Annotated in this window: 19 protein-coding genes; 16 read left to right on the forward strand and 3 right to left on the reverse strand. The window is 58.9% G+C overall.

The window, feature by feature from the left end:
- From V6M87_RS25975 to V6M87_RS26025, 11 genes are all read left to right on the forward strand, one after another.
- The coding region (locus tag V6M87_RS25975; RefSeq protein WP_332879576.1) for a hypothetical protein at positions 1-402 on the forward strand (402 nt) is incomplete at its 5' end.
- The gene (locus tag V6M87_RS25980) at positions 402-1,124 is read left to right on the forward strand and encodes a hypothetical protein (protein WP_332879577.1); all 723 of its coding nucleotides are present in this window, start codon (positions 402-404) and stop codon (positions 1,122-1,124) included. The genes V6M87_RS25975 and V6M87_RS25980, both read left to right, overlap by 1 nt.
- A gap of 113 nt (positions 1,125-1,237) precedes the next feature.
- On the forward strand, positions 1,238-1,564 hold the full coding sequence (locus V6M87_RS25985) for a hypothetical protein (protein ID WP_332879578.1): 327 nt from the start codon (positions 1,238-1,240) through the stop codon (positions 1,562-1,564).
- Positions 1,565-1,634: 70 nt separating this feature from the next.
- Entirely contained in the window at positions 1,635-2,372 is a 738-nt protein-coding gene (locus tag V6M87_RS25990) for a hypothetical protein (protein ID WP_332879579.1), read from the forward strand.
- A 223-nt stretch (positions 2,373-2,595) separates the two neighbouring features.
- Positions 2,596-2,859: a hypothetical protein gene (locus tag V6M87_RS25995; RefSeq protein WP_332879580.1), complete on the forward strand. Its 264-nt coding sequence runs from the start codon at positions 2,596-2,598 to the stop codon at positions 2,857-2,859.
- Between the two features lie 135 nt (positions 2,860-2,994).
- The gene (locus tag V6M87_RS26000; RefSeq protein WP_332879581.1) at positions 2,995-3,471 is read left to right on the forward strand and encodes a putative type VI secretion system effector; all 477 of its coding nucleotides are present in this window, start codon (positions 2,995-2,997) and stop codon (positions 3,469-3,471) included.
- 360 nt (positions 3,472-3,831) lie between these two features.
- Entirely contained in the window at positions 3,832-4,605 is a 774-nt protein-coding gene (locus tag V6M87_RS26005; RefSeq protein WP_332879582.1) for a hypothetical protein, read from the forward strand.
- Between the two features lie 210 nt (positions 4,606-4,815).
- Positions 4,816-5,523 carry a hypothetical protein gene (locus V6M87_RS26010; RefSeq protein ID WP_332879583.1) on the forward strand — a complete coding sequence of 236 codons (708 nt, stop codon included), beginning with the start codon at positions 4,816-4,818 and terminating at the stop codon, positions 5,521-5,523.
- Between the two features lie 274 nt (positions 5,524-5,797).
- On the forward strand, positions 5,798-8,461 hold the full coding sequence (locus tag V6M87_RS26015) for a TonB-dependent receptor (protein WP_332879584.1): 2,664 nt from the start codon (positions 5,798-5,800) through the stop codon (positions 8,459-8,461).
- Between the two features lie 74 nt (positions 8,462-8,535).
- Positions 8,536-10,935: a family 20 glycosylhydrolase gene (locus V6M87_RS26020; protein WP_332879585.1), complete on the forward strand. Its 2,400-nt coding sequence runs from the start codon at positions 8,536-8,538 to the stop codon at positions 10,933-10,935.
- Entirely contained in the window at positions 10,928-12,190 is a 1,263-nt protein-coding gene (locus V6M87_RS26025) for an MFS transporter (protein WP_332879586.1), read from the forward strand. Before V6M87_RS26020 ends, V6M87_RS26025 begins: the two co-directional genes overlap by 8 nt.
- Here the strand turns inward: V6M87_RS26025 and V6M87_RS26030 are convergent.
- A complete protein-coding gene (locus tag V6M87_RS26030; RefSeq protein ID WP_332879587.1) occupies positions 12,177-13,079 on the reverse strand; it encodes a helix-turn-helix domain-containing protein in 903 nt (300 codons plus the stop codon). The two genes, V6M87_RS26025 and V6M87_RS26030, sit on opposite strands and share 14 nt — an antisense overlap.
- Positions 13,080-13,309: 230 nt before the next feature.
- Between V6M87_RS26030 and V6M87_RS26035 the strand changes: the two genes are divergently transcribed.
- The gene (locus V6M87_RS26035) at positions 13,310-14,707 is read left to right on the forward strand and encodes a M20/M25/M40 family metallo-hydrolase (RefSeq protein ID WP_332879589.1); all 1,398 of its coding nucleotides are present in this window, start codon (positions 13,310-13,312) and stop codon (positions 14,705-14,707) included.
- Positions 14,708-14,709: 2 nt separating this feature from the next.
- Here the strand turns inward: V6M87_RS26035 and V6M87_RS26040 are convergent, their stop codons facing one another.
- Positions 14,710-15,099 (reverse strand): hypothetical protein, encoded by a 390-nt coding sequence (locus V6M87_RS26040; protein WP_332879590.1) that lies wholly within the window; start codon positions 15,097-15,099, stop codon positions 14,710-14,712.
- Positions 15,100-15,282: 183 nt separating this feature from the next.
- Between V6M87_RS26040 and V6M87_RS26045 the strand changes: the two genes are divergently transcribed.
- The 3 genes from V6M87_RS26045 to V6M87_RS26055 all read left to right on the forward strand — a co-directional run bounded on the left by V6M87_RS26045 (position 15,283) and on the right by V6M87_RS26055 (position 19,619).
- Positions 15,283-17,346 (forward strand): beta strand repeat-containing protein, encoded by a 2,064-nt coding sequence (locus V6M87_RS26045; RefSeq protein ID WP_332879591.1) that lies wholly within the window; start codon positions 15,283-15,285, stop codon positions 17,344-17,346.
- Between the two features lie 72 nt (positions 17,347-17,418).
- On the forward strand, positions 17,419-19,350 hold the full coding sequence (locus V6M87_RS26050; protein ID WP_332879592.1) for a PEP-CTERM sorting domain-containing protein: 1,932 nt from the start codon (positions 17,419-17,421) through the stop codon (positions 19,348-19,350).
- Positions 19,351-19,400: 50 nt separating this feature from the next.
- Positions 19,401-19,619 carry a PDDEXK nuclease domain-containing protein gene (locus V6M87_RS26055; RefSeq protein WP_442920645.1) on the forward strand — a complete coding sequence of 73 codons (219 nt, stop codon included), beginning with the start codon at positions 19,401-19,403 and terminating at the stop codon, positions 19,617-19,619.
- 186 nt (positions 19,620-19,805) lie between these two features.
- On the opposite strand, the gene V6M87_RS26060 is transcribed toward V6M87_RS26055, so the two are convergent.
- A complete protein-coding gene (locus V6M87_RS26060) occupies positions 19,806-21,035 on the reverse strand; it encodes a PQQ-dependent sugar dehydrogenase (RefSeq protein ID WP_332879593.1) in 1,230 nt (409 codons plus the stop codon).
- A 1,293-nt stretch (positions 21,036-22,328) separates the two neighbouring features.
- On the opposite strand from V6M87_RS26060, the gene V6M87_RS26065 reads away from it, so the two are divergent.
- Positions 22,329-23,141 carry a hypothetical protein gene (locus tag V6M87_RS26065; RefSeq protein ID WP_332879594.1) on the forward strand — a complete coding sequence of 271 codons (813 nt, stop codon included), beginning with the start codon at positions 22,329-22,331 and terminating at the stop codon, positions 23,139-23,141.
- Positions 23,142-23,460 lie beyond the last annotated feature (319 nt).

Consider the following 23,460-nt stretch of genomic DNA (forward strand, 5'->3'; position numbering starts at 1 on the left):
GGGCGCGTTAAGTCCTTGAATGTAAACGTGTTTTCATGCCGGCCGGACGACGGTGCGGACTTGTGTATAACGAGGTGGGTTAAGGTACAAATCATCGGTACCGTCATCGATCTGATAGGTGACGCAAATACAGTTTTTTTTGATAAAAGTGGAAGCAAAGATCTCTCGGAATTTCTTGCGCGAGCGGGCGTCTCATTGATGAAGGCTGCCGCTACGGCAGCAATCGGTGGTGCGATCGCGTCTTTAATCACTGTTGCGGTTGGTGTTTTTTTTGCTGCGGGCGCACCAGTCATTATAGTTGCTGCGCTGGTTATTGCTGGCTTTATAGCGGCAGCATATGGCGTGGACATGATTGATAACGCATTTCAAATAAAAGAGTCGGCTGCCGATTGGGTGAGATAATGCATAAAGTTAACTTTTCATCTCTGCTGATCTCCTTCTCAATTTTGTTTATCGCTTCAGGAGGTGGTTGGCTGATGACAGCTAAAGCAGGTGGTGAAGTCGCTGCTGATGAATTTATAAAATTTGGCGGAGCCTTGGCTGTTGCAATATTTATGGGTAAAGTTGCTATTTTTAAAAAAGCAAAATCGCTATTATTTTATCAAATATTATTCATTGGTGGATTTGGTTTTGATTTGGCATGGTTTTTAAGTTGTTTCTTCTTGCCGCTACTCTGGATGGATGCAATAGGAATTGTAGAAAAAATTGCGGTTGCCATTTTTTATTTTTTAGTTTGTTTTTTTAATGTGCGCCTTGCGCTGAAAATATTTTCGATGAAATGGAATGGAATTGGCGATGCGAAATTTCGGAAAGAATTTGATGTCGGTCAAAATTGTGTTGATTGGTCAAGCGTTTCAAAATCAATGAAACTAACTGCCGTAATATTCGTTCCAGGAATTCCTAAAAAATATGAGGATCTGATCTCTGTTGTGATGTTGTTTCTAATAATTCTCGGTGTAGCACTAAGGAGTGGATCTCCAAAATACAGCATGGTCGCTTTGAGTATTCCATTCTCAATTTGTGCCGCGTGTTGCTTGCAAATGAGTGTATACCATTTTTCTGAAGCGCGAATGGTAAGAATTATTGAAACAAGAAAAAGCGTGAAATTAAGAACTTCTTGCTAAAATATTAAAGTAGACGTACAGGTGTTCTTGCCTCGAAAAGACCTGATTGTTTAAGGGCCGTGGTTTTTACTCGTTGCCATGGGAAAGCCGATAGCAAGAAGGATGGATACGACTTGGCGGCTGCGTTAATCATAGCGACAATCAAGACGATACTTGTTGCAGTAGGTGTGAGCGTCATAGTGGCAATGCTTGTATGGTTCGGGATGGTCATGGCCGGAGTATCGGTCGCAGTGATTGCAGTTGGCGTGCTCACAATAGGAATCGCTTTTGGCTTGAGTTACGTGGTTGATATCGTGGATAAATCCGCAGGGCGTGCTATCGCGCACGATCCGTCTAATACAGATGGAGTAGCAGCAGTGCTCGCTCCTGCGCTTCGCGAGGCCAGCAAACTAATCGAAAAAAATTGGGAGTATTTGATGAATAAAATGGCCGGCGATTAGCAGGAGATCAGATTTGACAACGCTATGTGAAGCTAATTGTGCAGCCGGTAGCACAAAGCGGATATTCTCAATGTCCCTCATAATTCCCCTATTCATGGGGCTGATGATGTGGGCGCTTGCATTGGGTGCCGCGCCGGAGTTGCCATTTCAAGAAAACTATTTGGCGACAATCGGTGTTGCAATTAGCAGCCTTGCTATTTTTATTTTTCCTGCTCCCTATTTATTTAGATGGAACTGGGAGGCAAAATATTACGGATCCTTTTTATTTCCTTTCGCGACAGGGCTGGTATTGGGCGTTTGCCCTATGCTGTGTATCACACTGTATGGCGCCTTGCCTTTGATCTGGCCCGCGACAGTCTTACTTCTTGAGATCATCGCGATCACTTGGTGGAGTTGGAGGATTGTCGAATTATACAAGGGGATATTCAAATCAAAACATCTATTTTATTCCATTTATGTTGAGAAAGAAGATGCGATTTATTACTATTTGCAAGTGGATAAAGCGGTTGTTGAAAACACGATTTGTTTTCGTATATCTCCATCATCAATATATTTTATTCCCCCAATGTTGCTGGCTTTTTCGATCTTGCCGTTTGCTCTTTCGGTATCGAAATTCGTTGGAGTTCCATTCACTCACATTATTATGGCGATAATTGGTGCTCCGTTAAATCTACTGTTTGTTGGTATTTGCACAAAATGTTGGCTGGTATTTTATCATTATCCAAAAAAGATAAAGAAAAAAACCGGAAAACGCGTTTACGTCGATATGTCTTCGTTGCCGGAGAAATGTGAAATGCCAAACTTGTAGAAACTTTTTTCTTTGCCCATATTCTTTAGGATCTGCGTCTGGATACCGGAGTGTCATCTGTTTAACGGACACGGCCTGAACCGTAGGTATAGAGATTCTCCCATAGGGCGAGCTTGTGTCCGTTTGCCAGACTTGACCCTCGAAGACACGCTTGGGTTTGAATCAGCCTTGAAGAAGATATTGCAATGGATATCCAGCGATAATCGCAACAAGAATTTTGTTCATGGCAACAGGAGCTTGGCTTACTGTGATCGCATTCGGCATTCAGGTTTTAATCTGGATTTTCAATAAAAATGAACTTCAGACGTGGTGTAGTCTTTCGCCATTTGGAACCGCCAAAGACTCAGAGCGCGCTTATAAATCGACCAAAGAACAGGTTGAGTCGATGCAGAAAGTTTTGCTTGAAATGGGTTTAGTGGAGGATAAAACACCTAAAGATTTCCCCAAAGTCTATCCTACTTTTGAAGAATTAATTAATCATGACTGATTATCGCTCAAATTCTGATGAATTCGTTGCACATCCTTCCAGTAAAAATTTAGTGAAAGTAACCGGTAAAATTTCAAACTATAAAAAATTTCGACAAGAAGGTGTTTTTGTTTTTACAAGACCGAAAAGTCCGCGATGGAGGTTGTTGCTGTATTGGCCTCTATAGCCGGATTGGGCGGCCAGGCAATGGCGACATCTGCCAATGCTCACTCACTGGAGGAGGCGGCGGACTACGTGGAATTCGATATTGCAGAAAAAAACATAAAGGGCTGGTTATGGAGAAGTCCATTCGTGGATTTTGATAATGTTGAAATTGCCGTGGAATGGCAAGGGGATCACTATGAAGTCTTTAGAGTCTGCCGGCCTGCCGATAGAACAATTGCTCTTTATCCACATTGCTCAAGAGCTCGAACCAGACACGTTAAAAATGCGATAAGGTGGTGGCTTTTGATGCTGATATTTTTCTATCTATCAGTCTTTGTTATTTATTATTCTGACACTTACGATTTGCACAAAACAATTCAGTATTTTCAAAGTCTTTTTGAGGAGGGTTGGGATTGGACTTTTTTTGGAGGAATTTTCGCAGCAATAACAGTGCCCACTATTCAATGACTATGCAGTGGATGCCATTTGTACGAGTGGCCGAAAAAGTATTCGAAACTTTAGAACTTCCAAATGCAAAAAATATCGATTTGGTCAAGTCTTCCCGGACTCAGAAGACGACCAAAGATACCGCAGAGTATGGATCAATGTATTTTCGCTATTGATCGGTACAGGCTGCTACTTGTGCCTTAAAATGAAGCGCCGCTTGCAAACACCGGTGGCTCAACCAATGAAAATAATGACGTCAGATCGATCATCATTGTTTCGGCGCGACAGAAATTAACTCCTTCTAGCGAAGAAAAAACAGGATGTAATAGCACGACCTGATTGCCAGTTTGTAAATATAAAATTGATTTTAAAGGTTCTCAAATGGGCATCTACGTCATTTCCGGAACAGTCGAAAATTTATTCATTTCCAATAGCTACAAGTATGTGTTATGTTCTTCAGATGAAGTAAAAATTATCAGAAAAATCCGTTCGACTGCTTTTACTGTTAGGGAAACTACTAACTACATTTATGTAAATGATGCCGATTCGGAACAGGATGCTCCTGCGCATTTTGGTTGCAAAGTATCCGGACAATCTGTCATTGGCTGGTTTCATCAAGTAGAATTTTCTAACGGCGACTATATTGACTTTGTCGTGCGAGAGAACTCGCACTATAAATATGCGCGTGCTGCTCGCGACCCATTACTCCGACTATTTTGGTCCGCGGAATTTCACACCAGGGGACATCTCGCAGAGCGTAAAAGTCGGAGTTCCGGGGCACTCAAAGCTACGGCGTGGGTCTCGATATTATTGTTCGCGGCGGCATTCTTCGCAGGCGATGAATCAACGCTGCCAACTTCGGATCGGCTAACAGTTCTGTTGCTGGTTACCGGATTTTGGTTTGCTGTAATATACCTGTTTTTCTGGCTGACATCTTTTCGATCGGATAGCAATATGCACGAGGCCACAGAAATTTTTGAGATTCTTGGTTTTGCAGACCCTGCCAACGTGAATTTGCCGAAGGGCCACAGACGGTCGGACAAACGATACGCAGCCGAATCGGGTGAAGCGCGAGAATGGTTTTGCAATCCTATGCGGTTCCGTTACGACGCGTGTGATCTTGCCGCTGGGGCAGCACGTATCTCTGGCAACTAATGCAATTCATGGATTGCAAAATATTTGCAGATGAGATTTTTTATATACCTCGCTATTTTGGCAAGTGTGCCGAATGTATTTGCTGGCAGCGCGCCGCCTGAATACAACGTTGGTCCGACGTCTGTTAGTGAAAGTGAGCAGCGAATTTTGGTTCACGCGTCAATCCCCATCAGCGTTTCGATTCTCCCGGGTGGCGCGACCTGGCCACGCATGTCGCTTGACGAAGCTGGGCGGATTTACATCGGCAATGTCGTTGTGGATGCGACTGCAAGATCGACAGTGCGGCAGAGGAAAGCGACACTGGTGTTGGCGCACGGTGTTGAAATCACTGCAGCAGGAAGCGGGTTTCGCTTTCGGTATGCAGAAAAAAACTGCTTCTTTTCCCTTGAACGGCTTGGCCTAGATAAGCGGAGAACGGCATTGGAGTCCTTGAGACATTCAAATATCGCGTTTGCCAGTGCGGCGACCGGCCTGCTCGCGCTGGCGACGCGGTTCGGAGACGACGGCCGGGTATCGAATTATCGGGTTGAAGAACTTGATGTGGGCCAGTGCCAAATTTCGTTTCGCCACGACGTTGGCAATCCCGATCTGCTGGTCGAGTTGTGTCATTCGACAGAGGGCGGATGGTGGCTGACAGGGTCGATCGAGCAGACGTTGCTGCAATCGACCGATGGCCGCGCCTGGCGTAAAGCGGCCTTGCCTAAAGGCCTCGGTAGTCTGATCAGTGCATACGTGGCCAATTCCCGGGAGATCTGGCTCGCCGCACTTCTGTCAGCAGCCGGAGCAGAGAGTCCTTATCTGCTGGTGTATTCAAACGATAGCGGACGATCCTGGCGCAACGTGGTGGCCAACGACCCGGTTCTTGACCGGCTACCTGTCGGTTGGCTCGAAGGACAGAAACGCCACGTGCAACAATGACGATGCGGTTGCCGCCTGCATTTTCTTAACCCGCGCAGCGTCCTCTCGCTGCGCCAATCCATATACCACACCCCCGTGTCAGAAAAATGACACACCCCCGCGCTTAGCAAGATTTGACAAACATGCATGTCGCGCCGGCCACACAATCCGATGCATCACGGAGAGACGCCGAAGCGTCCACCGACTGTCATCACTGGAATAACCAAAAAAAATCGAGCAGGCATGCGCACGCCGAGAGGCGGCTTTGTCAACCACACAGTTTCGGGGAAAAGTCATGAATCAGAAGAAGACAGGGCAACAGCACACGCGCACCGCCATCGCGGCGGCAGTGACGGTTTTGATGATGGGTGCGGCCAGCCAGGCGGCCGCGCAAACGACCGCGCCGGCACCCGCCGATGACACCGTCGTCCCCTCCGTGGTGGTCACCGGCGTGCGCGCCGCGCTGGAGCAGTCGCTGCGTCAAAAGCGCAGCGCCGACGCGGTCGTCGATGTCGTCACCGCCGAAGACATCGGCAAGATGCCCGATAAGAACGTGGCCGATGCGATCTCCCGCCTGCCCGGCGTGAACACGCAATCGTCCGCCGGCGGCGAAGGCGGTTTCGGCGAGAACGACCGCGTCAGCCTGCGCGGCACCAGCCCGAGCCTGCAGCAAACCCTGTTCAACGGCCACGCCATCAGCACCGGCGACTGGTTCATTCTCAATCAGCTGGGCGGCAATGTCGGCCGTTCCAGCAGCTTTTCCTTGCTGCCGTCAGAACTGGTCGGCTCGGTCGTCGTGCAGAAAAGCCCGACCGCCGACCTGGTCGAAGGCGGCGTGTCCGGCGCCATTAACGTGATTACCCGCCGTCCGCTCGACCTGCGCCAGCCGCTGACGATCGAAGCGTCGGTGCAGGGCACGTACAACGACCTGGCCAAAAAAACCGAGCCGCAAGTGTCGGCGCTGGTCGCCTGGAAAAACCCGGAAAATACCTTCGGCGTGCTGGTCCAGGGCTTCTCCGAGAAGCAGGCCGTGCGCCGCGATGGCCAGGAAATCCTCGGCTATACGCCGATCCTCGCCACCAGCGCCGCAGCGATCGCCAACCCGGCCCTGGCCGGCGTGCAGGTGCCGACGTTTATCGGCGCCAGCCTGTTCGAGCAGACCAAGAAACGCAGCGGCGGCGCGTTCGACCTGGAAGCCAAACCGTCGCGCGACGTCAGCATCGACCTGAACGGTTTTTACTCCGAGCTGAAAGCCCCGCACCAGAACACCAACTGGCTGGCAGCGCCGGCCAACTCCATCAACAGCGCCAACCAGATTCCGACTGGCGCGGTGGTACGCAACAACACGCTGGTGGCCGCCGGCTTCCCGATCAATAACGGTGAAGTCGATAATATCTACCGGCCCGACGCGGGCGGCGAGTCGTGGTACCTCGACCTGAACGGCAAGTGGCGCGCCACGCGGGACCTGACCTTGTCCGGCAAGGTCGGCAAGACCCACGGCGTCGGCTACGACCGCGACGACGTCTACTACCAGAACAACGTCAACGGTGGCATGGCCTACGCCCTCAATGGCTTGTCGCCGGCGACCGTCAGCTACCCGGGCGGTAACACCACGTCGCCGGGTTCCACGGCATGGGCCGGCGGCGGCGAATCGCAATCGGTCGACCAGGAAAAGTACGCGCAGATCGACGCCGACTGGCGCGTGGCCGACATGGGGCCGATCGAAGCCTTCAAATTCGGCGCGCGTTTTACGGACCACGATCGCAGCGCCGAGCATCCGCTCGAAACCCGGCCCGGTGCACTCGGCTTTTCGAACCCCGGCCCGGCCTGGAACGGCCAGCTGTACCCGTCCGATTTCGCGTCCGACCTGGGCGGCAACCTGTCATCGAACTATTTTAAGTATGACGGCGCGGCGCTCGGCGCCTGGGGTGCGGTGCCTGGCAACCGCCTGCTCGATTACGTCGTGCGCCACAACTGGACCGATGAATTCAAGTTGAAGGAAAAAACCTCGGCCCTGTATGCAATGGCGGACTTCGGCGGCGACGGCTGGCACGGCAACGTGGGGCTGCGCGCCATCCAGACCAAACAGACGACAATCGTCAACCTGGCCGGCGGCACCAATCCGATTGTCGGCTCGGCCTTCGGCCCGTACACGCCGACCACGTTTGAACGCACCTACCGCGACTATCTGCCAAGCGCGAACGTCAAATTCGACGTGACGCCGAACGTGGTGGTGCGCACCGCGCTGGCCAAGACCATCGCCCGTCCCGATTACAGCGCCCTCGGCGGCTCGGTGTCGCTGAACGACGATGCCCTCAGCGGCAGCGGCGGCAATGTCAACCTGAACCCGGTCCGCTCGACCAACTTCGACTTGTCTGCCGAATGGTATTTCGCACCGAAGGCCTTGCTGTCGGCCGGGTTCTTCTACATGGACCTGCGCTCGATCGTGGCGCAAGGCACATCCACCGGCACCTACTACAACAACAAGCGCGGCACCCAGACCGTGTACCAGATCACGTCGCCGTACAACACCACGGGCGACAACAAGGGCCTGGAGCTGAGCTGGCAGCAGCCGATTGCCAGTAACTTCGGCATGCTGGTCAACTACACCTACGCCGACGGCAAGCTGGACGACGGCGGCGAGCTGCTGAACTCCTCGAAAAACACCGGCAACGTCACCGGCTACTACGAGGACAGCCGTTTCAGCGCGCGCCTGGCCTATAACTACCGTTCGGCCTACAAGGCGGGCGTGGATCGCGGCGCCAGCCAGCACGTCGACAGCATGCCGTCGTTGGCAGCCTCGCTGAACATCAAGTTGACCGAGCAGCTGACCTTCACGTTCGATGCGCTCAACCTCACCAACGAAACCATCAAGATGTACGCCGAGAACAAGGACCGCCCGCGCGCGTTCTACTCGAACGGCCGCACCTTTTATGTGGGCCTGCGCATGAAACTGTAAACAGTATTCCAGTAGTGCTTTGGGCAAGGCCACAGCTGGTCTTGCCTTTTTTTTGACCGCGCAAAAGGATCATCATGCCGGCACCTGCATTCCCCATCGCGCTGGACTGGGCCTGCGTATCGAATATCGATTACCAGGACACCTTCAGCGCCTGCCTCACCCTGCGCAATAGCGGCAGCGACCCAATCGCGCCTGGCTGGGCCCTCTATTTCAATACCTGCCGCAAGATCGTGGCCGGCTCCGCCGCCAACGGTTTTAACATCGACCACGTCAACGGTGACCTGTTTCGCTTGAGCAGCCCGTGCGCGCCGGCGTGGCAGCCGGGCCAGGAACTGATCATCCCCTACCTGGGCCAGTACTGGACCATCAGCTTCACCGACGCCCCGCTCGGCTTTTATCTGGTCGACGCCGACGGCCGCGTGACGCCGCTGGGCGACCCGGTCATCGCGCCGTTTGCGCTGCCGCGCCAGCAGCATCGCGGGCCGAACGACGTGACGCCACTCGATGACGACGCCGGCCGTTTTGCGCAGAACGCTCCCCTTACCCTGCTCGCGCCTGGCGACGTCGGGCGCATCACGCCGCAGCCGCTGATGGCGGTTTTCGACACGGCGACGTGCACGCTGTCGCGCAACAGCGCCATCGTCTGCGCTGCCGGCCTGGTAAGTGAAGCGGCGCTGCTGCAATCGATCCTGGACCAGTTGCCAGACGCGCCAGGTGCACAGATCGAACTGCGCATCGCCGGCGATGGCGCTGCCGAAGCCTATGAGATTGAGATCCTTGCATCGACCATTCGTATTGTCAGCGCCAGCGCGCATGGCGTCTTCAACGGCATCCAGAGCCTGCGCCAGCTGATCATTGGCACCAGCGTGCCGCTCGGCCGCGTGGCCGACGCGCCGCGCTTTGCCTACCGTGGCCTGATGCTTGACGTCGCCCGCCATTTCGCCAGCAAGCAAACCGTGCTGCGCCTGCTCGACTGCATGGCGCTGTATAAACTCAATCGCTTCCACTTTCACCTGACCGACGATGAAGGCTGGCGCTTTCCGGTGCCGGCGCTGCCCGAGCTGACGGCAGTGGGCGCGCGCCGCGGCGTGGCAGGCGATGGCGACGTGTGCCTGCCGCCGTCGTTCGGGTCCGGTGCCGATATCGCTACCTCGCCCGGCACCGGCTACTACAGCGCCGACGATTTTCGCGCGATCCTGCGCCACGCGCAGTCGCTGCACATCGAGGTCATCCCCGAATTCAACCTGCCGGGTCACGCGCGCGCGGCCATCGTCGCAATGCGCGCGCGCCACGACCGGCTGTGCGCGCAAGGCGACGCCATCGGCGCCGCTGCTTACCTGCTCGACGACGCCTTTGACACCTCCGTCTACGAATCGGTCCAGCTGTGGCACGACAACGTCATCTGCATCGCGCTGCCCTCAAGCGAGCGCTTCGTCGAGACGGTCGTCGCAGCCCTGGTCGAGTTGTTCCGTTCTGCCGGCGTGGCGCTGCGCACCATCCACATCGGCGGCGACGAGGTGCCAAACGGCGCCTGGGTCGGTTCGCCCGCCTGCCAGGCCGTGATGGCGCAGCGCGGCTGGTTTGATGTCGACCAGTTGCGCGCCGATTTCCTGGCGCGCTGCCAGGCCATCCTCGCGCGCCATGGCGTGGCCTGCGCCGGCTGGGAAGAGAACGCGCTGGAGCACGGGCAGCCGAGCCGCCGTTTTGCCGATGGCGCCTTGCAGGTCTACGCCTGGAACAATGCCTGGGGCAACGGCCAGGAAGACATCGCCTACCGGCTCGCCAATGCCGGCTATCCGGTGGTGCTGGCCAATGCCGCCAACCTGTACTTCGACCTGGCACAGGCCAAGGATGCCCACGAACCGGGATATTATTGGGCCGGGTTTGTCGGCACCCGCGACGCGTTCACGTTTTGTCCGCTGAACACCACCGTCACCGCCGGCCGCACGCCGATGGGAGCCGCGGTCAGCGACGCTGCCCTGGCCGCCATGACGCGCCTGGACGCCGTTGGTGCCGCGCGCATCGCCGGCCTGCAGGGCCAGCTGTTTGGCGAAAACGCGCGCACACCCGAACGCATCGAATACCTGGCCGCGCCGCGCCTGATTGCGCTGGCCGAACGGGCCTGGTCACCCGATCCGCAATGGCACGACGCCGGGGAGGCGGTGGCGCGCGACTGGAATGGGTTTGCCAACCGCCTCGGCCAGCGCGTGCTGCCGCAGCTCGATGCGGCGCTGGCCTACGGCTACCGCCTGCCGCCACCAGGGGTCGCGCTGGTCGACGGCGCGCTCCACGCGAACGTCGCCTTGCCCGGTCTGGCGCTGCATTACACTCTCGATGGCAGTGAGCCGACCTCCGTCAGCCCGCGCTACACCGGCCCGGTCGCGGCGGGCGACCTGCGTATCGCCACCTTCGACACGCGCGGACGCAAGAGCCGCACCATCCACTTCGACCAGCAAGGCACTACCAATGAATAAAGCTGCACGCCATCCCCTGGCCTGGGTGCCGACCTTATACCTGGCCCAGGGCTTGCCGTTCTATGCGGTGGCGCTGGTGGCAGGCCTGATGTTCAAGAGCATGGGCGTGCCGAACGAGCAGATCGCGCGCTGGACCGGGATGCTCGGCCTGGCCTGGGTCTTCAAGGCTTTATGGAGTCCCTTTCTGGAACTGGCGCGCAGCAAGAAGCGCGTGATCGTCGCATTTCAGTTTCTCGGCGGCGTGGCGCTGGGCGGCGTGGCGTTGTCCTTGCATGTGCCGCTGTGGTTCGCCGCCAGCATCGCGCTGTTCGGCGTGGTGGCGCTGGCGTCGAGCACGCACGACATCGCGGCCGATGGCTTGTATATCGCCAGCCTGTCGGCGCGCCAGCAGGCAGCGTATGCGGGCTGGCAGGGCGCGTTTTTCAACGCGGCCAAATTTCTGTCGCTGGGCGCTCTGGTGATTTTGGCGGGTTACCTTGAGCCGCGCATCGGCGTCACCAACGCCTGGTCGGCCATCTTCGTGATCCTCGGTGCGGCGCTGGCGGGACTGGCGCTGTATCACCTGTGGGCGCTGCCCGATACGCAGTCGGCGCGGCCGGCATCGAGCCGGGCCATCGCCGCCACCCTGTTCGACGTGATCCGCACCTTCTTCGCCAAGCCGGGCATCTGGATGGCGATGTTGTTCATCATCCTGTTTCGCGCCGGGGAAGGGCAGATCCAGACCATCGGCCCGCTGTTCCTGCGCGACGCGCGCGCGCTCGGCGGCCTGGGATTGTCCACCGCCGAAGTGGGCGCGGTGTACGGCACGGCCGGCACGCTGGCGTTTTTGGCAGGCAGTATCGGCGGCGGCTACTTCACGGCCAGGCTGGGCCTGCGCCGCGCGATGCCGTGGCTGATCCTGGCGATGAATCTGCCGAATCTGGTGTTCTGGTACCTGAGCACGATGCAGCCCGATGCGCTGGCTATCGTCGCCGTGGCGCTGGGTGGGGAGATGTTCGGCTACGGCTTCGGCTTTGTCGGCGTGATCCTGTTCATCATGCAGGTGGTCGCAACGGGCAAATACCAGACCGCCCACTATGCGCTGGGCACCGGCTTCATGCAGCTGGGCTTCGTGCTTTTTAAAATGGTCAGCGGCGATATCCAGCAGGCGCTCGGCTACCAGCATTTTTTCGTGTGGGTGCTGGTGGCGGCGGCGCCGGTGCTGGTGCTGTCGCGCTTCATGCGCTTCGATGTAACAAAGGCTAGCGCTTCTTGACCGGCAACGCCAGCCAGCCTTGCCACTGGCCGGTGGGGTCGCGTTGCACCATCTGGATATGCGGCCGCGTGCTGTCCAGGCGCCAGAGCGCCTGGTGTTCCAGCCAGTCTTCGTACATCGAGCGGAAGCGCGGCCATTCGCCGTGGAAGGGCAGGGTCGCGTAGTCGCCGGCGGGGAGGGTGCGCAGGCCCAGGTTCGGGTCGGCCACATCGATGCCGGCCACGCCGAAGTCATAACAGTATTCGCGTTCGCCCGTAAAACCGGGGTCTTCGTCGAACACGCCGTAGTAGGGCGTGGCGGCGGGCGCGCCGTCGGTGGTTTCGCGGTCCTGGATGAAGCTGTTGCAGGCAATCGACAGGGCCGCACCCGACTGGCCGAAGAAGCGCTGGTAGCGCAGCGACAGGGCCGGCAAGACCCGCACGCTGATCTGTGCGGCCACCGTCCCCGGCGCGGGGGCGCTGTACGGCGCCAGGATCACGTCCAGGTTGCCTGGTTCGGCGACGAAAAAACTGACGTCGCTTTCTCTGCCGACCTGCTGGTCCATGTAGCTGCGCCAGCCGCCATCGCGCCACGATTTGGCCGACATCGCGAACTGCTGTTTGAAGGCTTTGGCAAAGGCGGCGTTCGACGGGAAGCCGCAGTCCTGGGCGATGCGCCCGACCGGCACGTCCGGTTCGTGGCGCAGCAGGTGGGCGGCGCGGCGCAGGCGGCGTTTTCTCTGGTATTCGACGGCCGAGAAGCCGGTCAGTTCGCGGAAGATGCGGTCGAAGTGGAACGACGAATAGCTGGCCGACGCCGCCAGGCTTTCCAGCGCCAGCGGGTCGCCCACCGAGTCGAGCATCAGGTCCATGACCTCGCACAGGCGCGATGTGCGCGAAGTCGGTTTCAATGCCGGCTTCACAGCGAACGCTTAGCAGGAAAATCGGGCAGGGGGAACGGCGGCATCGTGGACTCAGTTGGCGGGTTGCAATGATTATGGCGCAAACCGGCGGGCTTGGCGATGCCGGGCACGACGCAGAAGGTGACCGCGGACGATACGATGAAATTTTCAATTAAACAATGTTGCTTTAGCTTACCCTGCCGTACACTTTCCGTACGATCAATTCGGAAAAGACCCCCATGTCCCTCTTCAAATTGCTGCCCATCGCAGCATTGCTCGCTACTGCTGCGGTGAACGCCACGCCCGCCAACGATCCCTGGCATGCGCAGGCGCGCGCCTTGCTGGAACAGACGGTGAACATTCCGACGGTCGAGGGGCGCGACCGTGTGCCTGAGCTGGCCGCGCTGCTGGCCGCGCAGTACCGCAAGGCCGGCATTCCCGAAGCGGACATCAAGGTCATCCCCTACGATAAAACCGCCGCGCTGATCGTGCGCTGGCGCGCGCCCGGCCCGACCACGAGCAAGCCGATCATGGTAATGGCGCACATGGATGTGGTCGAGGCCCGGCGCGAAGACTGGAAAGAATCCGATCCCTTCGTCTTCGTCGAGAAGAACCACTATTATTATGGCAGGGGCACGAACGATATCAAATCCGGCATCGCCGCCACCACCACCGCCATCCTGAAACTGAAGGCAGCGGGTTTCCAGCCCCGGCGCGACATCATCGTGTTCTATACGGGCGACGAGGAAACCAGGGGCAAGGGCGCGGAAATGGGCGCCACCACCTGGCACGATTTGCTGGACGTCGAATACGGCCTGAATGCCGACGGCGGCGGTGGTGGCTTCGCGCCCGATGGCCGCACACTCGGGTTTTCGCTGCAGAGCGCGGAAAAGACCTACGCCGACTACACGTTCACTGCCACCAACCGCGGCGGCCACTCGTCGAAACCGCGCGCCGACAATGCCATTTACGCCTTGTCGAACGCCTTGCATCGGCTCGAGACCTACCGCTTCACGCCGCTGATGAACGCCACCACCCGCGCGTATTTCCAGGGCCGCGAAAAGGTGGAAAAGGGGCCGCTCGGCGACGCCATGCGCGCGTGGGTCAAGAATCCCGCCGACCAGCAGGCAGCCGACATCATCGAGGCAAGCGAAGGCGAAATCGGCATCACCCGCACCCGTTGCGTGGCCACGCGCCTGGCGGGTGGTCACGCCAACAACGCGTTGCCGCAAACGGCGCTTGCAACCGTCAATTGCCGCATCCTGCCGGGCGTCTCGCCGGATGCCATCCGGGCCGAACTGGAGAAAATCGCCGCCGACCCGGTTGTGGTGGTTACGCGCGCCGATGCGTCGGTGGCGTCGCTCGATTCACCCTTGCGCCCGGATGTGGTGAACGCGTTCACGGCAGCCGTGCATGCGCGCCACCCGGGCGCACCGGTGTTCCCGGAAATGAGTACGGGCGCCAGCGATGCGCGCCCGTTCCGCGTGATCGGCATCCCGATCTATGGCGTTGATGGCGGCTGGGGCATCGTGCCGCTCGACCTGCGCGCCCACGGCCGCGACGAGCGCATTCCCGTCAAATCGCTGGACGACGATGTCGACCATTGGGAATCGATGCTCAGGCAATTGGCCGGCTGAGCTTACCTGCCGGCTTGCTGCTCCGCGATCAGTTTCGCAATCGGCGAACCGGTTTTCACCGGCTCGACCAGCAGCACCTGGCTGCGGTTGATCAGCATCCGGTCGGGCTGGTGCGGCTCGGCGCCGCGCTTGACGAGGATATTCGCCACCGCTTGCGTCGCCGGGTTCTGGCGGGTCTGGACATAGAACACCTCGCGCAACGCCACGAAGTCGCCGTCGGCCGGTTCCAGGCGGCCGAAAAACAATTGGCCGTTGATCAGGGCGACCGATTGCCAGGTCGTGCCCGTGTCCGGCACCTGCTGGCGGTGCAGCGCCTGCCAGGTCAACACCGTGAGCGCAATGGCAATGATCACGATGGCAAGTGCTGCCGTTCGCTCGACAAATTTTGACATGCAAGTTCCCTCATATTGATTGGTTGCAGGCGCGCTGCGGCGGCAGTGTAGCAGGGCACGCCTGCCGACAATCGGATGTTTTCCAGCGCTGTTGTTTGTCGGACATGTTGCGTCCGCTGTCATGCTGCCGTCATAAATTTTGTTTAATTTTGATAACAAAACTTTATTTTGGAACTATCTTTTATGCCAACGCCACAACTGCCTCCACTTCGCTCCAGCGCCACCTTGCGTGTCGTGCTGGCCAGTGCATTCCTGATGACGATGGCGTCCGCTTCGGCCACGCCCTTCACCATCACCGGCACCACCACGACCGGGCAAACGCTGGGCAGCGGCAGCGGCCAGACCGGCACGGTCGCCGCAGGCGGCGCGCTGACGGTCGGCGGTTCCACGGTGGGCGTGGCGGTCACCGGCAACAATGCGACCCTGAACAACCTCGGCACGATTGCCCAGACCGGCACCGGGCGCGCCATCCGCGACAACACCGGCGTCGCCAACCTGGTCGTCAACAACGGCAGCGTCACGAATGGCGGGGCGACGATCCGCACGAATGACGCCGACGTCATCCAGATGAACGTGCCGGCCGCCTCGGTCACGCTGAACAACTACGGCGCGCTGGTCTCGTTAAATGCGTCGGCCGGCGGCGCGCAGGCAGTCGACTTCTCCAGCATGACCGGCGCGAATGTGCTCAACAACTACGCCGGCGGTGTGATCACCGCCAGCGAGGCCGACGCCGTCCGTCCGGGCGCGGGCGGCGTCGTCAACAACGCCGGCACGATTCGCTCCACCACACCGAGCGGTAGCAGCAGCGACGGCATCGATGGCCAGGGCAACAGCGGCATCCGCATCACCAATGCGAGTACCGGCGTGATCGAAGGCGGCCGCCACGGCATCACCGGCGGCCCCGCCACGGGCGCTACCGACTACGCCATGAGCGTGACCAACGATGCCGGCGGTGTAGTCCGCGGCAGCAATGGCGCCGGCATCAACCTGGACGGCTTCAACGCGAAGCAAGTGGCGACGATCGTCAACCGCGGCAGCATCGTCGGCAATGGCGTGACGGGTGATGGCGACGGCATCGACGTCGATGGCATGGTCAACATCACCAACAGCGGCCTCATCCGCTCGAGCAACGCAGTCAGTGCGCCGGCCAGCGGCCTGGCGTACAGCGAAGGTATCTCGGCGGGCGGCGGCAGCATCGTCAACGCGGGCAGGATCGAAGGGCTGGTCGCGGCCGGCAACACCAACGCGGTCGGGCGCGGCATCACGCTGGCCGGCAACGATTTGTCGAACGGCACGCGCGAAGGCATTTACGGCAACGCCACTGTCATCAACCAGGCCGGCGGCCTGATCCGTGGCGACAGCGATTCCGCCATCGTGGGTTCGGGCGTGGCCAGTGGCTACACCATCACCATCAACAACAATGCCGGCGCCACCATCCTGGGCGGCGGCGCGACCAATGCGGCGATTCGCGTGCTGGCCGACCGCACCGTCGTCAACAATGCCGGCACCATCAACGGCGCGAGCAGCGGCAAGGCCATCGAACTGGGCAGCGGCAACAACCAGGTCATCATCAGCGGCGGCAATGCGGTCGTTACCGGCAGCGTCAATGGCGGGGCAGGCGGCACCAACACCATGGCGCTCAACGTGGGCGCGGGCAACACCTTTGCGTATGACGGCGGCATCGCCAATTTCAACCGCGTCAGCATCAACAGCGGTGCCGTCACCTTCTCGGGCCAGAGCAGCTACACCGGCGCCACCGTCCTCAACGGCGGCAGCCTGCGCCTGGTGGGCGCGGACCGCATCGCGGCGGCCAGCGCGCTGGTACTCAATGGCGGCCTGCTCAATGTCGTCGAGATCGGCAGCGGCCAGACCTTTGCCAGCCTGTCGCTCGAAGACAGCGCCACGATTTATTACAGCGACACGCCGTTGACCTTCAGCGCCCTGGGCAACATCGTCAGCGGCAAGACCTTGACCCTCACCGATGTATTCGGCGGCACCGGCACGGCTTTGCGCTTCATCGGCGACATTTCCGGCAGTGCATCCTTCCTTGACCTGATCGGCGCGCTGCGCACCAGTTACGGCGCCTACAGTTTCAACTTCGACGGCACCTACACCAACGTGGCGCAGGTGCCGGAGCCGGGCACCGTGGCGCTGATGGGCGCGGGCCTGGTCTTGCTGGCCGTCAGGGGCGGTCGCACGCAGCGCCGCGAACATCGCGCGTCGAAAAAGTTCGGTGCGATGGCTTGATCGAAAGGTGAAGCCAGCTTGCGGCAGCAAGGGTAGGATGGACTGATCGGTTCTCATCAAGAGGTCGCCATCATGCCGCTGTCGCCATATTGTTTGCTTTTGCTCGCCGCGCTGTCAGCGTCGGTGTCGGCTGCGCCATTCAGTATCACTACCAACAGCAGCACTGCGCAAGAAGCAGGCGCTGGCGCGGTGGCAGCAGGCGCGTCGCTCACGGTGGCGGGCCCGACCGCAGCAGTCACCATGTCGGGCCGCCGCGCCACGTTCAGCAATTTCGGCAGCGTTGCCCAAACCGGCACCGGCCACGCCATTCTCGCGAGGAGTGGCGCAGGCCTGGTCATTACCAATGGCAGCCGCAGCAATGCAACAGCGCTGATCGAGGCGACCGACAGCGAGGCCATCCAGGCAAAACCGGACGTGTCAGGGATCGCTATCCACAATTTCGGTACGGTGGTGTCGCACAATGTCTCCGGCAAAGGCAGCCAGGCGCTTGACTTGAGCGACGTAGCCGGCACCAATACCGTCAACAACCACGAGCGCGGCGAACTACGCGCCACCGATGCCGACGCGGTCCGGCCCGGCAAACAGGGCATCGTCGTCAACGCCGGCAAAATCGTCTCGCTTGTCAAAAGCAGCGCCAAAAACATCGCCGCCATCGACGCCCAGTCCCATACCGGCATCCGGGTCACCAATGCCAGCGGCGGTTTGATCGACGGCGCGCGCCACGCCATCACCGGCGGAAGAAAAGACGATCAGCCGTTCACGATGACGGTCAACAACGAGGCCGGCGCAATCATTCGTGGCAAAGACGGGGCAGGCCTGAACTTCGACGGTATCGGCGCCGGCCAGGTGATCACGGTGCGCAACCATGGCTCCATCCTCGGCACGGGCTTGACCGGGGACGGCGACGGCGTCGATGTCGACGGGCTGGTCGACATCACCAATACCGGCGTCATCCGCTCGGTCAACGCCTTCAGCAAGAACGAAGACGGACCGGCGTTCAGCGAAGGTATCTCCGCCGGGGGCGGCACGATCGTCAATGCCGGCACCATTGAAGGGCTGGTGGCCGCAGGCAACACCAATGCCGTGGGGCGCGCCATCTCGCTGGTCGGCAACAACCTCAAGAGGGGCAAGCCCGGGGAACGCGAGGGCATCTACGCCAATACCCGGGTCGTCAACCAGCGCCGCGGCATGATCCGTAGCGCGAGCGAGTCCGCCATTGTGGCGGCCGGCAATCCGAACGCCTTCACCATCACCATCGACAACCAGGCCGGCGCCACCATCGAAGGTGGCGGCACCAGCGAGGCGGCGCTCCGCAGCACGTCCAACCGCACCAGCATCACCAATGCGGGGACCATCGATGGCGCTGCCAGCAATAAAGCCATCCAGTTCGGCCAGGCCAACAATACCTTGATCGTCCAAGGCGGCAGCGCGGTCATCAAAGGCGCCATCGATGGCGGCCCGGGCGGGGGCAACACCATGGTCGTCGACGCGGGCGCGGGCCGGCAGTTTGCGTACGCCGGCACCATCGCCCGGTTCGACACGCTGGACGTTAAAACCGGTAATGCGCGCCTGTCGGGCCAGCTCAGCTTCAAGAACAAGACCGTGGTCAGTGGCGGCACCCTGACCCTGGTTGGTGCGCAGCCCATTGCGCCGGGCAGCGCGCTGGTGCTGGCGGGCGGCATCCTGAATGTTGCCGGGACGGGCCCGGCAGGGCAGGCGTTCGCCAGTCTGTCGCTGGAAGGCGACGCAGTGATTGAGAGCGGCCGTGCTGCGCTGTCGTTCGCACGCGTCGGCAATATTGAGCCGGGCAAGACGCTGAAGTTGAGCGGCCCACTGCAATTCATCGGCGACCAGGGGCGCGACGCCAACTTCCAGGCGCTGCTGCGTGTTACCCGCATTGGTGACGGTGCCGTCACGGCCAGCTTTGATGGTCGCTATACGAACGTGACGCCAGCCTCGACGCCGGGCCGGCTGGCGCGCGCCGAACAGCCGCGCCTGCATTGATACGCCGCGCGCGCCTGCGCGGCCCGAACCTCGTGCTCAAGTATCCTTACGTGCTCGACTTCCTGGGGCTGCAAATCGACAACAACACTTACATTGACCTTATGTTCTGCAACCGCCGCTTGCGGCGTCTGGTCGCCATCGAACGCAAGCTCGGCGAATGCAAGGCGGCCGACAAGGGCCAGATGGCGCTCTCCCTGCGCGGGCTGGCCAAACGTGAACAAGCGCCGGGCGAACAGCCGCCGCTGGGCATCATTCTTTGCACGGAATAGAGGTTGCATTGACGCAGCGAGCGTAACGGCACCGGCTGGTGCCATGATCGCGTCGATTGCGGCGCTGTCATGGTCCACGATTTTTGGCCGCATCCCCCGGCAGAATGCGGCAACGCCGCGCCTGCTGAACCTTGGCTCTCCGAGCCGCTGATAGTGGCATTCCCGCGCCACGCAGTTCCCGCTGGCCTACCTCTTCGGTGTCAGCATCAGCAGCCGGCCGCGCGGACCGTCTTCCAGCAGCCATAGCGCGCCATCCGGCCCGGTGCGCACGGCGCGGATGCGTTCGCCCATGTCCCAATGGTCCTCCTTCGTCGCGTTCTCGCCGTCGAGGGCGATGCGGTCCAGCGACTGGCCCGAGAGGCCGGTGATGAAGAGGGAATTTTTCCACTTCGGGAACAGCTCCGCATCGTAGTAGGCCAGGCCGCCTGGTGAAATGGCCGGATTCCAGGACACTTTCGGCGCCTCGAAGCCGTCGCCAGGCGCGTGGTCGGGGATGTCCCTGCCGTCATAGTGGCTGCCATTCGATGCCCGCGGCCAGCCATAGTTGAGGCCTGGCTTGATCAGGTTGATCTCGTCGCCATGGCGCGGCCCCATCTCCATTTCCCACAGGCGCCCCTGCTTGTCGAAGGCGATGCCCAGCAGGTTGCGATGGCCATACGACCAGACAGCGGCATGGAAGCCCTTGGCCGCGAGCGGGTTGCCGGCGGCCGGCGTGCCGTCGAGGTTCAGGCGCAGCACCTTGCCGAGCGTCGACCTGGGATCCTGCGCCGGATCGAAAAGCTGGCGGTCGCCACTGGTGAAGAATAGATACTTGTCATCCGGCGAAAAGCCGATACGGCCCGAATAGTGCCCGCCAGTCGACGCATCCTGGCCGCGGAAAATGGCCCTTGTATCCTTGAGCGTGGCGCCTGCCTGATCCAGTGTCGCGGTGGCGAGCACGATCCGGCTGCCGGCACCGGGACCGGCCTCGGAGTAGCTGAAGTAGAGCAGCTTGCTAGCCGCGAAATCGGGAGCGGGCACGATGTCCATGAGCGCGCCCTGGCCCTTGCTGATGACGGCGGGTGTGCCGGACACTGTCCGCCTGGTACCGGTCGCGGGATCGAACAGGATCATCTCCCCCTCCTTTTGCGTCACCAGCACGTTGCCGTTGGGCAGGAATGCCATGGCCCATGGGCTCTTGAAGGTGCCGACCGGCTTCACCTCGAAAGGCAGGCCGCCGGTTGCCGATGGACTGGCCTGCGCGTTCGCCGCTGCCGGGGTGGCTGCGAACGCGAGCAGGGTGAGCGAGAAAGTGGTGGCAAGGCCGAGCATGCTCAAATTCATGTTTTCCAGATCTCCATTCGCGGATTGATGCAGGTTGTTGGGGCGAAAGGTATGCCGGTTCGCGCCGGTTCGGCATGCGGATGCCTCCAGCACGGTGCTTCGACGGCGCCAACGTTCGGATTGTCCGCGCACCGGGCATGGTCTTCACGACCGTGTGCGCGCCCCGTCGCCCACGCGCCGCGAAGTATGGGCCGGCGCTGTTGGCCCATGGGAACGGTGGGAAGTGTAGCGCAAAACGCCCATTCCAGACGCTGCACTGGTCGCTGCCGGTTGATGCAGCAAATACGGCGCCAACTGGAGACACACCTAAAGCCTCTTAGTTTTGTCCGCTTTGGCTCGGTACCGGCCTGTCGCGGCCAGTGCTGGCTTCCGGGCCTGGCAACCTGCTAAGCTTGGCCGACCGGCCGGACTCGGCCCAAAAGCAGACGTTGCGCTGGGTTTGCAAATATCTCCTGCCACGCGACTCTATTTCGGATGAAAGAAATGACACCGCTACTTATATTGTTGAAGATACTGTGGTGGATATTCCTTGCAAGCATTCCCTTTAGCATCAACATTGCCATCGACTTTTTGTCCTATTACAGTTGTAGTCCAGGCGATTGCTATGAAATGGCGGTATTGGCGAGGCAGCACTTGGAAACCCTGTATCGCTTCGCCGCTATAGGACTATGGCCGCCCTGTGTTTGGCATTTAGGGTTCGGGTCCGTTACAAAACGGCTTTGGTACCGCCACAAAATGCGCGCAACACGGTAAGAAGATAACGGGCAGAGGTCACGACGGATCGTGCTTATGTCCGCTTTGGGGCGCTTCCGGCCTGTGGCGCCAGACGCTGGATTTTCGACCTGGCAACCTGATATGCTTGCCCGAACGGCCGGGTTCTGCCAATAGCGGACATAGCACTTGGCGATGGTACTCGCCAATCTGACGTAATAATTAGTGAGAAAAAGTTAGGCACGAATGTCTATACTGCTGCGACATCTATTACATACTCTATCCAATGACTTCTCTCCGGAATTTCATCGTCATAGCACGACAACTTGTGCTCACCTTTGGTATTTTTGCCGGTCTTAGCGTAGGCAATGTGGCTACAGCGGAGGAGCAGTTCATTCCGAGCGACTTGCGTGCCTGTACGGCAGAGGATATTTCGGGTGGGTATGACGTGTTGTGCAAAGAACCATTGCCGACTAAACATATAGCGCGTGAACTGGAAAAATTAAAGACGACCAACTTTGCTTACGCGATCCAGGGGACACCCTTGTCGTCACTGTCCGAATGACACCTGCAGAGGCTTCTTATTCGGACGGCCCCTATCTTTGCTGCGAGGTCCAGGCCTATCTCGACAAAATCTCGGACGATGTCTACTCAGCAAGCTTCCGATGGAACCGCATGAAAGACGCAATGCTTGATCTGCAATTCATGAGTGTCAAGAACCGCCCAGATGCGCGTCTTAAGCTCAATGGGTCTCCTTCGTTTATTTTTGCCGAGACTAATCTCGATGTATCCGTCATCGCTCGTTCGGGGGCTGAGATGATCACGAGTGCTTACGACGCTGGCGAAGTGCTCGGATCACGCAAACTCTCGGTTTTCAAAGGTGCCCAATGTCTTAAGACTATTGCACAATGTTCAGTCATCTACATGCCTGATGGACAGTACGTCAAAATTTTCGTCACCAACGCACTTGAGAATAAGATTGACATGGCTAGGTTTGTAGTTGTCGGTGTATATAACGCGGAGAAAAATTCTAACGACACACGCATCGAGGAACTCTTGCTTGGGCGTAACGAATCGCGATATAAGGCCTTCATGCAACTTATTACAAGTGGCGTCAGACAACATGTCGAGCACGGGGAAAGGCCGCAACGTAGATATGCGGCCGGACTCTCGAACGGTGGGTCTTGGGCATATAACGCCCTTGGGGCGAACGGTGAAGACTTCGATGGCGCCATTATTATGTCAGCAGGCGAGCGAAAAACCCAGGATGAGGGCGCCCTCTCGGGGCGTGTTGTCTTTATCGGCTCAGGCTACATGGAACGCAACTTCTACAAGAACACATCGATTATCGCTAAAAGCCTGAAGTCACGCAGGGCAACGGTAAATGAAATTTATGTTCCAAGCGGCCATGGGTTAAATACGTGGGTAAATATTTGGAATTCCGCCATCAAACAACTCAACAGTCAAGTGAAACTTACAGGAAACTAACGTCCGCTTCGGGTCGTTTCCTGCCTGTCGCTGCGGCCGCTGGCTTTTTCATCTTGGCATGATGTTATGCTGAGCCGACCAGCCGGATTCGGCCAGGAGTAGACGTTCTGCGTTTTTGCATGTGTCGTAAACTTATCAGGAGCAGATGCAATGACTGGGAAATTCCTATTACGAGCAGCGATTGTCGATCTCATCAAGAGTCGGGAGCGTACTAACAGCATACAAAAGCGCGATGGGCTTACCTGTAGCGACTCGTGGGATCATGTACCCATCCGCAGTTGGCCACTCTTCAAGGCCAGGCACGTTTTGCGTACACTGC

The organism is Massilia sp. S19_KUP03_FR1, assembly GCF_036688685.1.
Taxonomy (GTDB): domain Bacteria; phylum Pseudomonadota; class Gammaproteobacteria; order Burkholderiales; family Burkholderiaceae_D; genus JALYUM01.

Bases quoted from the DNA above. Each gene is read 5' to 3' on its own strand.
- V6M87_RS25980 (WP_332879577.1), top strand. From the start codon at position 402: ATGCATAAAGTTAACTTTTCATCTCTGCTGATCTCCTTCTCAATTTTG.
- V6M87_RS25990 (WP_332879579.1), top strand. From the start codon at position 1,635: ATGTCCCTCATAATTCCCCTATTCATGGGGCTGATGATGTGGGCGCTT.
- V6M87_RS25995 (WP_332879580.1), top strand. From the start codon at position 2,596: ATGGCAACAGGAGCTTGGCTTACTGTGATCGCATTCGGCATTCAGGTT.
- V6M87_RS26000 (WP_332879581.1), top strand. From the start codon at position 2,995: ATGGAGGTTGTTGCTGTATTGGCCTCTATAGCCGGATTGGGCGGCCAG.
- V6M87_RS26005 (WP_332879582.1), top strand. From the start codon at position 3,832: ATGGGCATCTACGTCATTTCCGGAACAGTCGAAAATTTATTCATTTCC.
- V6M87_RS26010 (WP_332879583.1), top strand. From the start codon at position 4,816: ATGTCGCTTGACGAAGCTGGGCGGATTTACATCGGCAATGTCGTTGTG.
- V6M87_RS26015 (WP_332879584.1), top strand. From the start codon at position 5,798: ATGAATCAGAAGAAGACAGGGCAACAGCACACGCGCACCGCCATCGCG.
- V6M87_RS26020 (WP_332879585.1), top strand. From the start codon at position 8,536: ATGCCGGCACCTGCATTCCCCATCGCGCTGGACTGGGCCTGCGTATCG.
- V6M87_RS26025 (WP_332879586.1), top strand. From the start codon at position 10,928: ATGAATAAAGCTGCACGCCATCCCCTGGCCTGGGTGCCGACCTTATAC.
- V6M87_RS26035 (WP_332879589.1), top strand. From the start codon at position 13,310: ATGTCCCTCTTCAAATTGCTGCCCATCGCAGCATTGCTCGCTACTGCT.
- V6M87_RS26040 (WP_332879590.1), bottom strand. From the start codon at position 15,099: ATGTCAAAATTTGTCGAGCGAACGGCAGCACTTGCCATCGTGATCATT.
- V6M87_RS26045 (WP_332879591.1), top strand. From the start codon at position 15,283: ATGCCAACGCCACAACTGCCTCCACTTCGCTCCAGCGCCACCTTGCGT.
- V6M87_RS26050 (WP_332879592.1), top strand. From the start codon at position 17,419: ATGCCGCTGTCGCCATATTGTTTGCTTTTGCTCGCCGCGCTGTCAGCG.
- V6M87_RS26065 (WP_332879594.1), top strand. From the start codon at position 22,329: ATGAAAGACGCAATGCTTGATCTGCAATTCATGAGTGTCAAGAACCGC.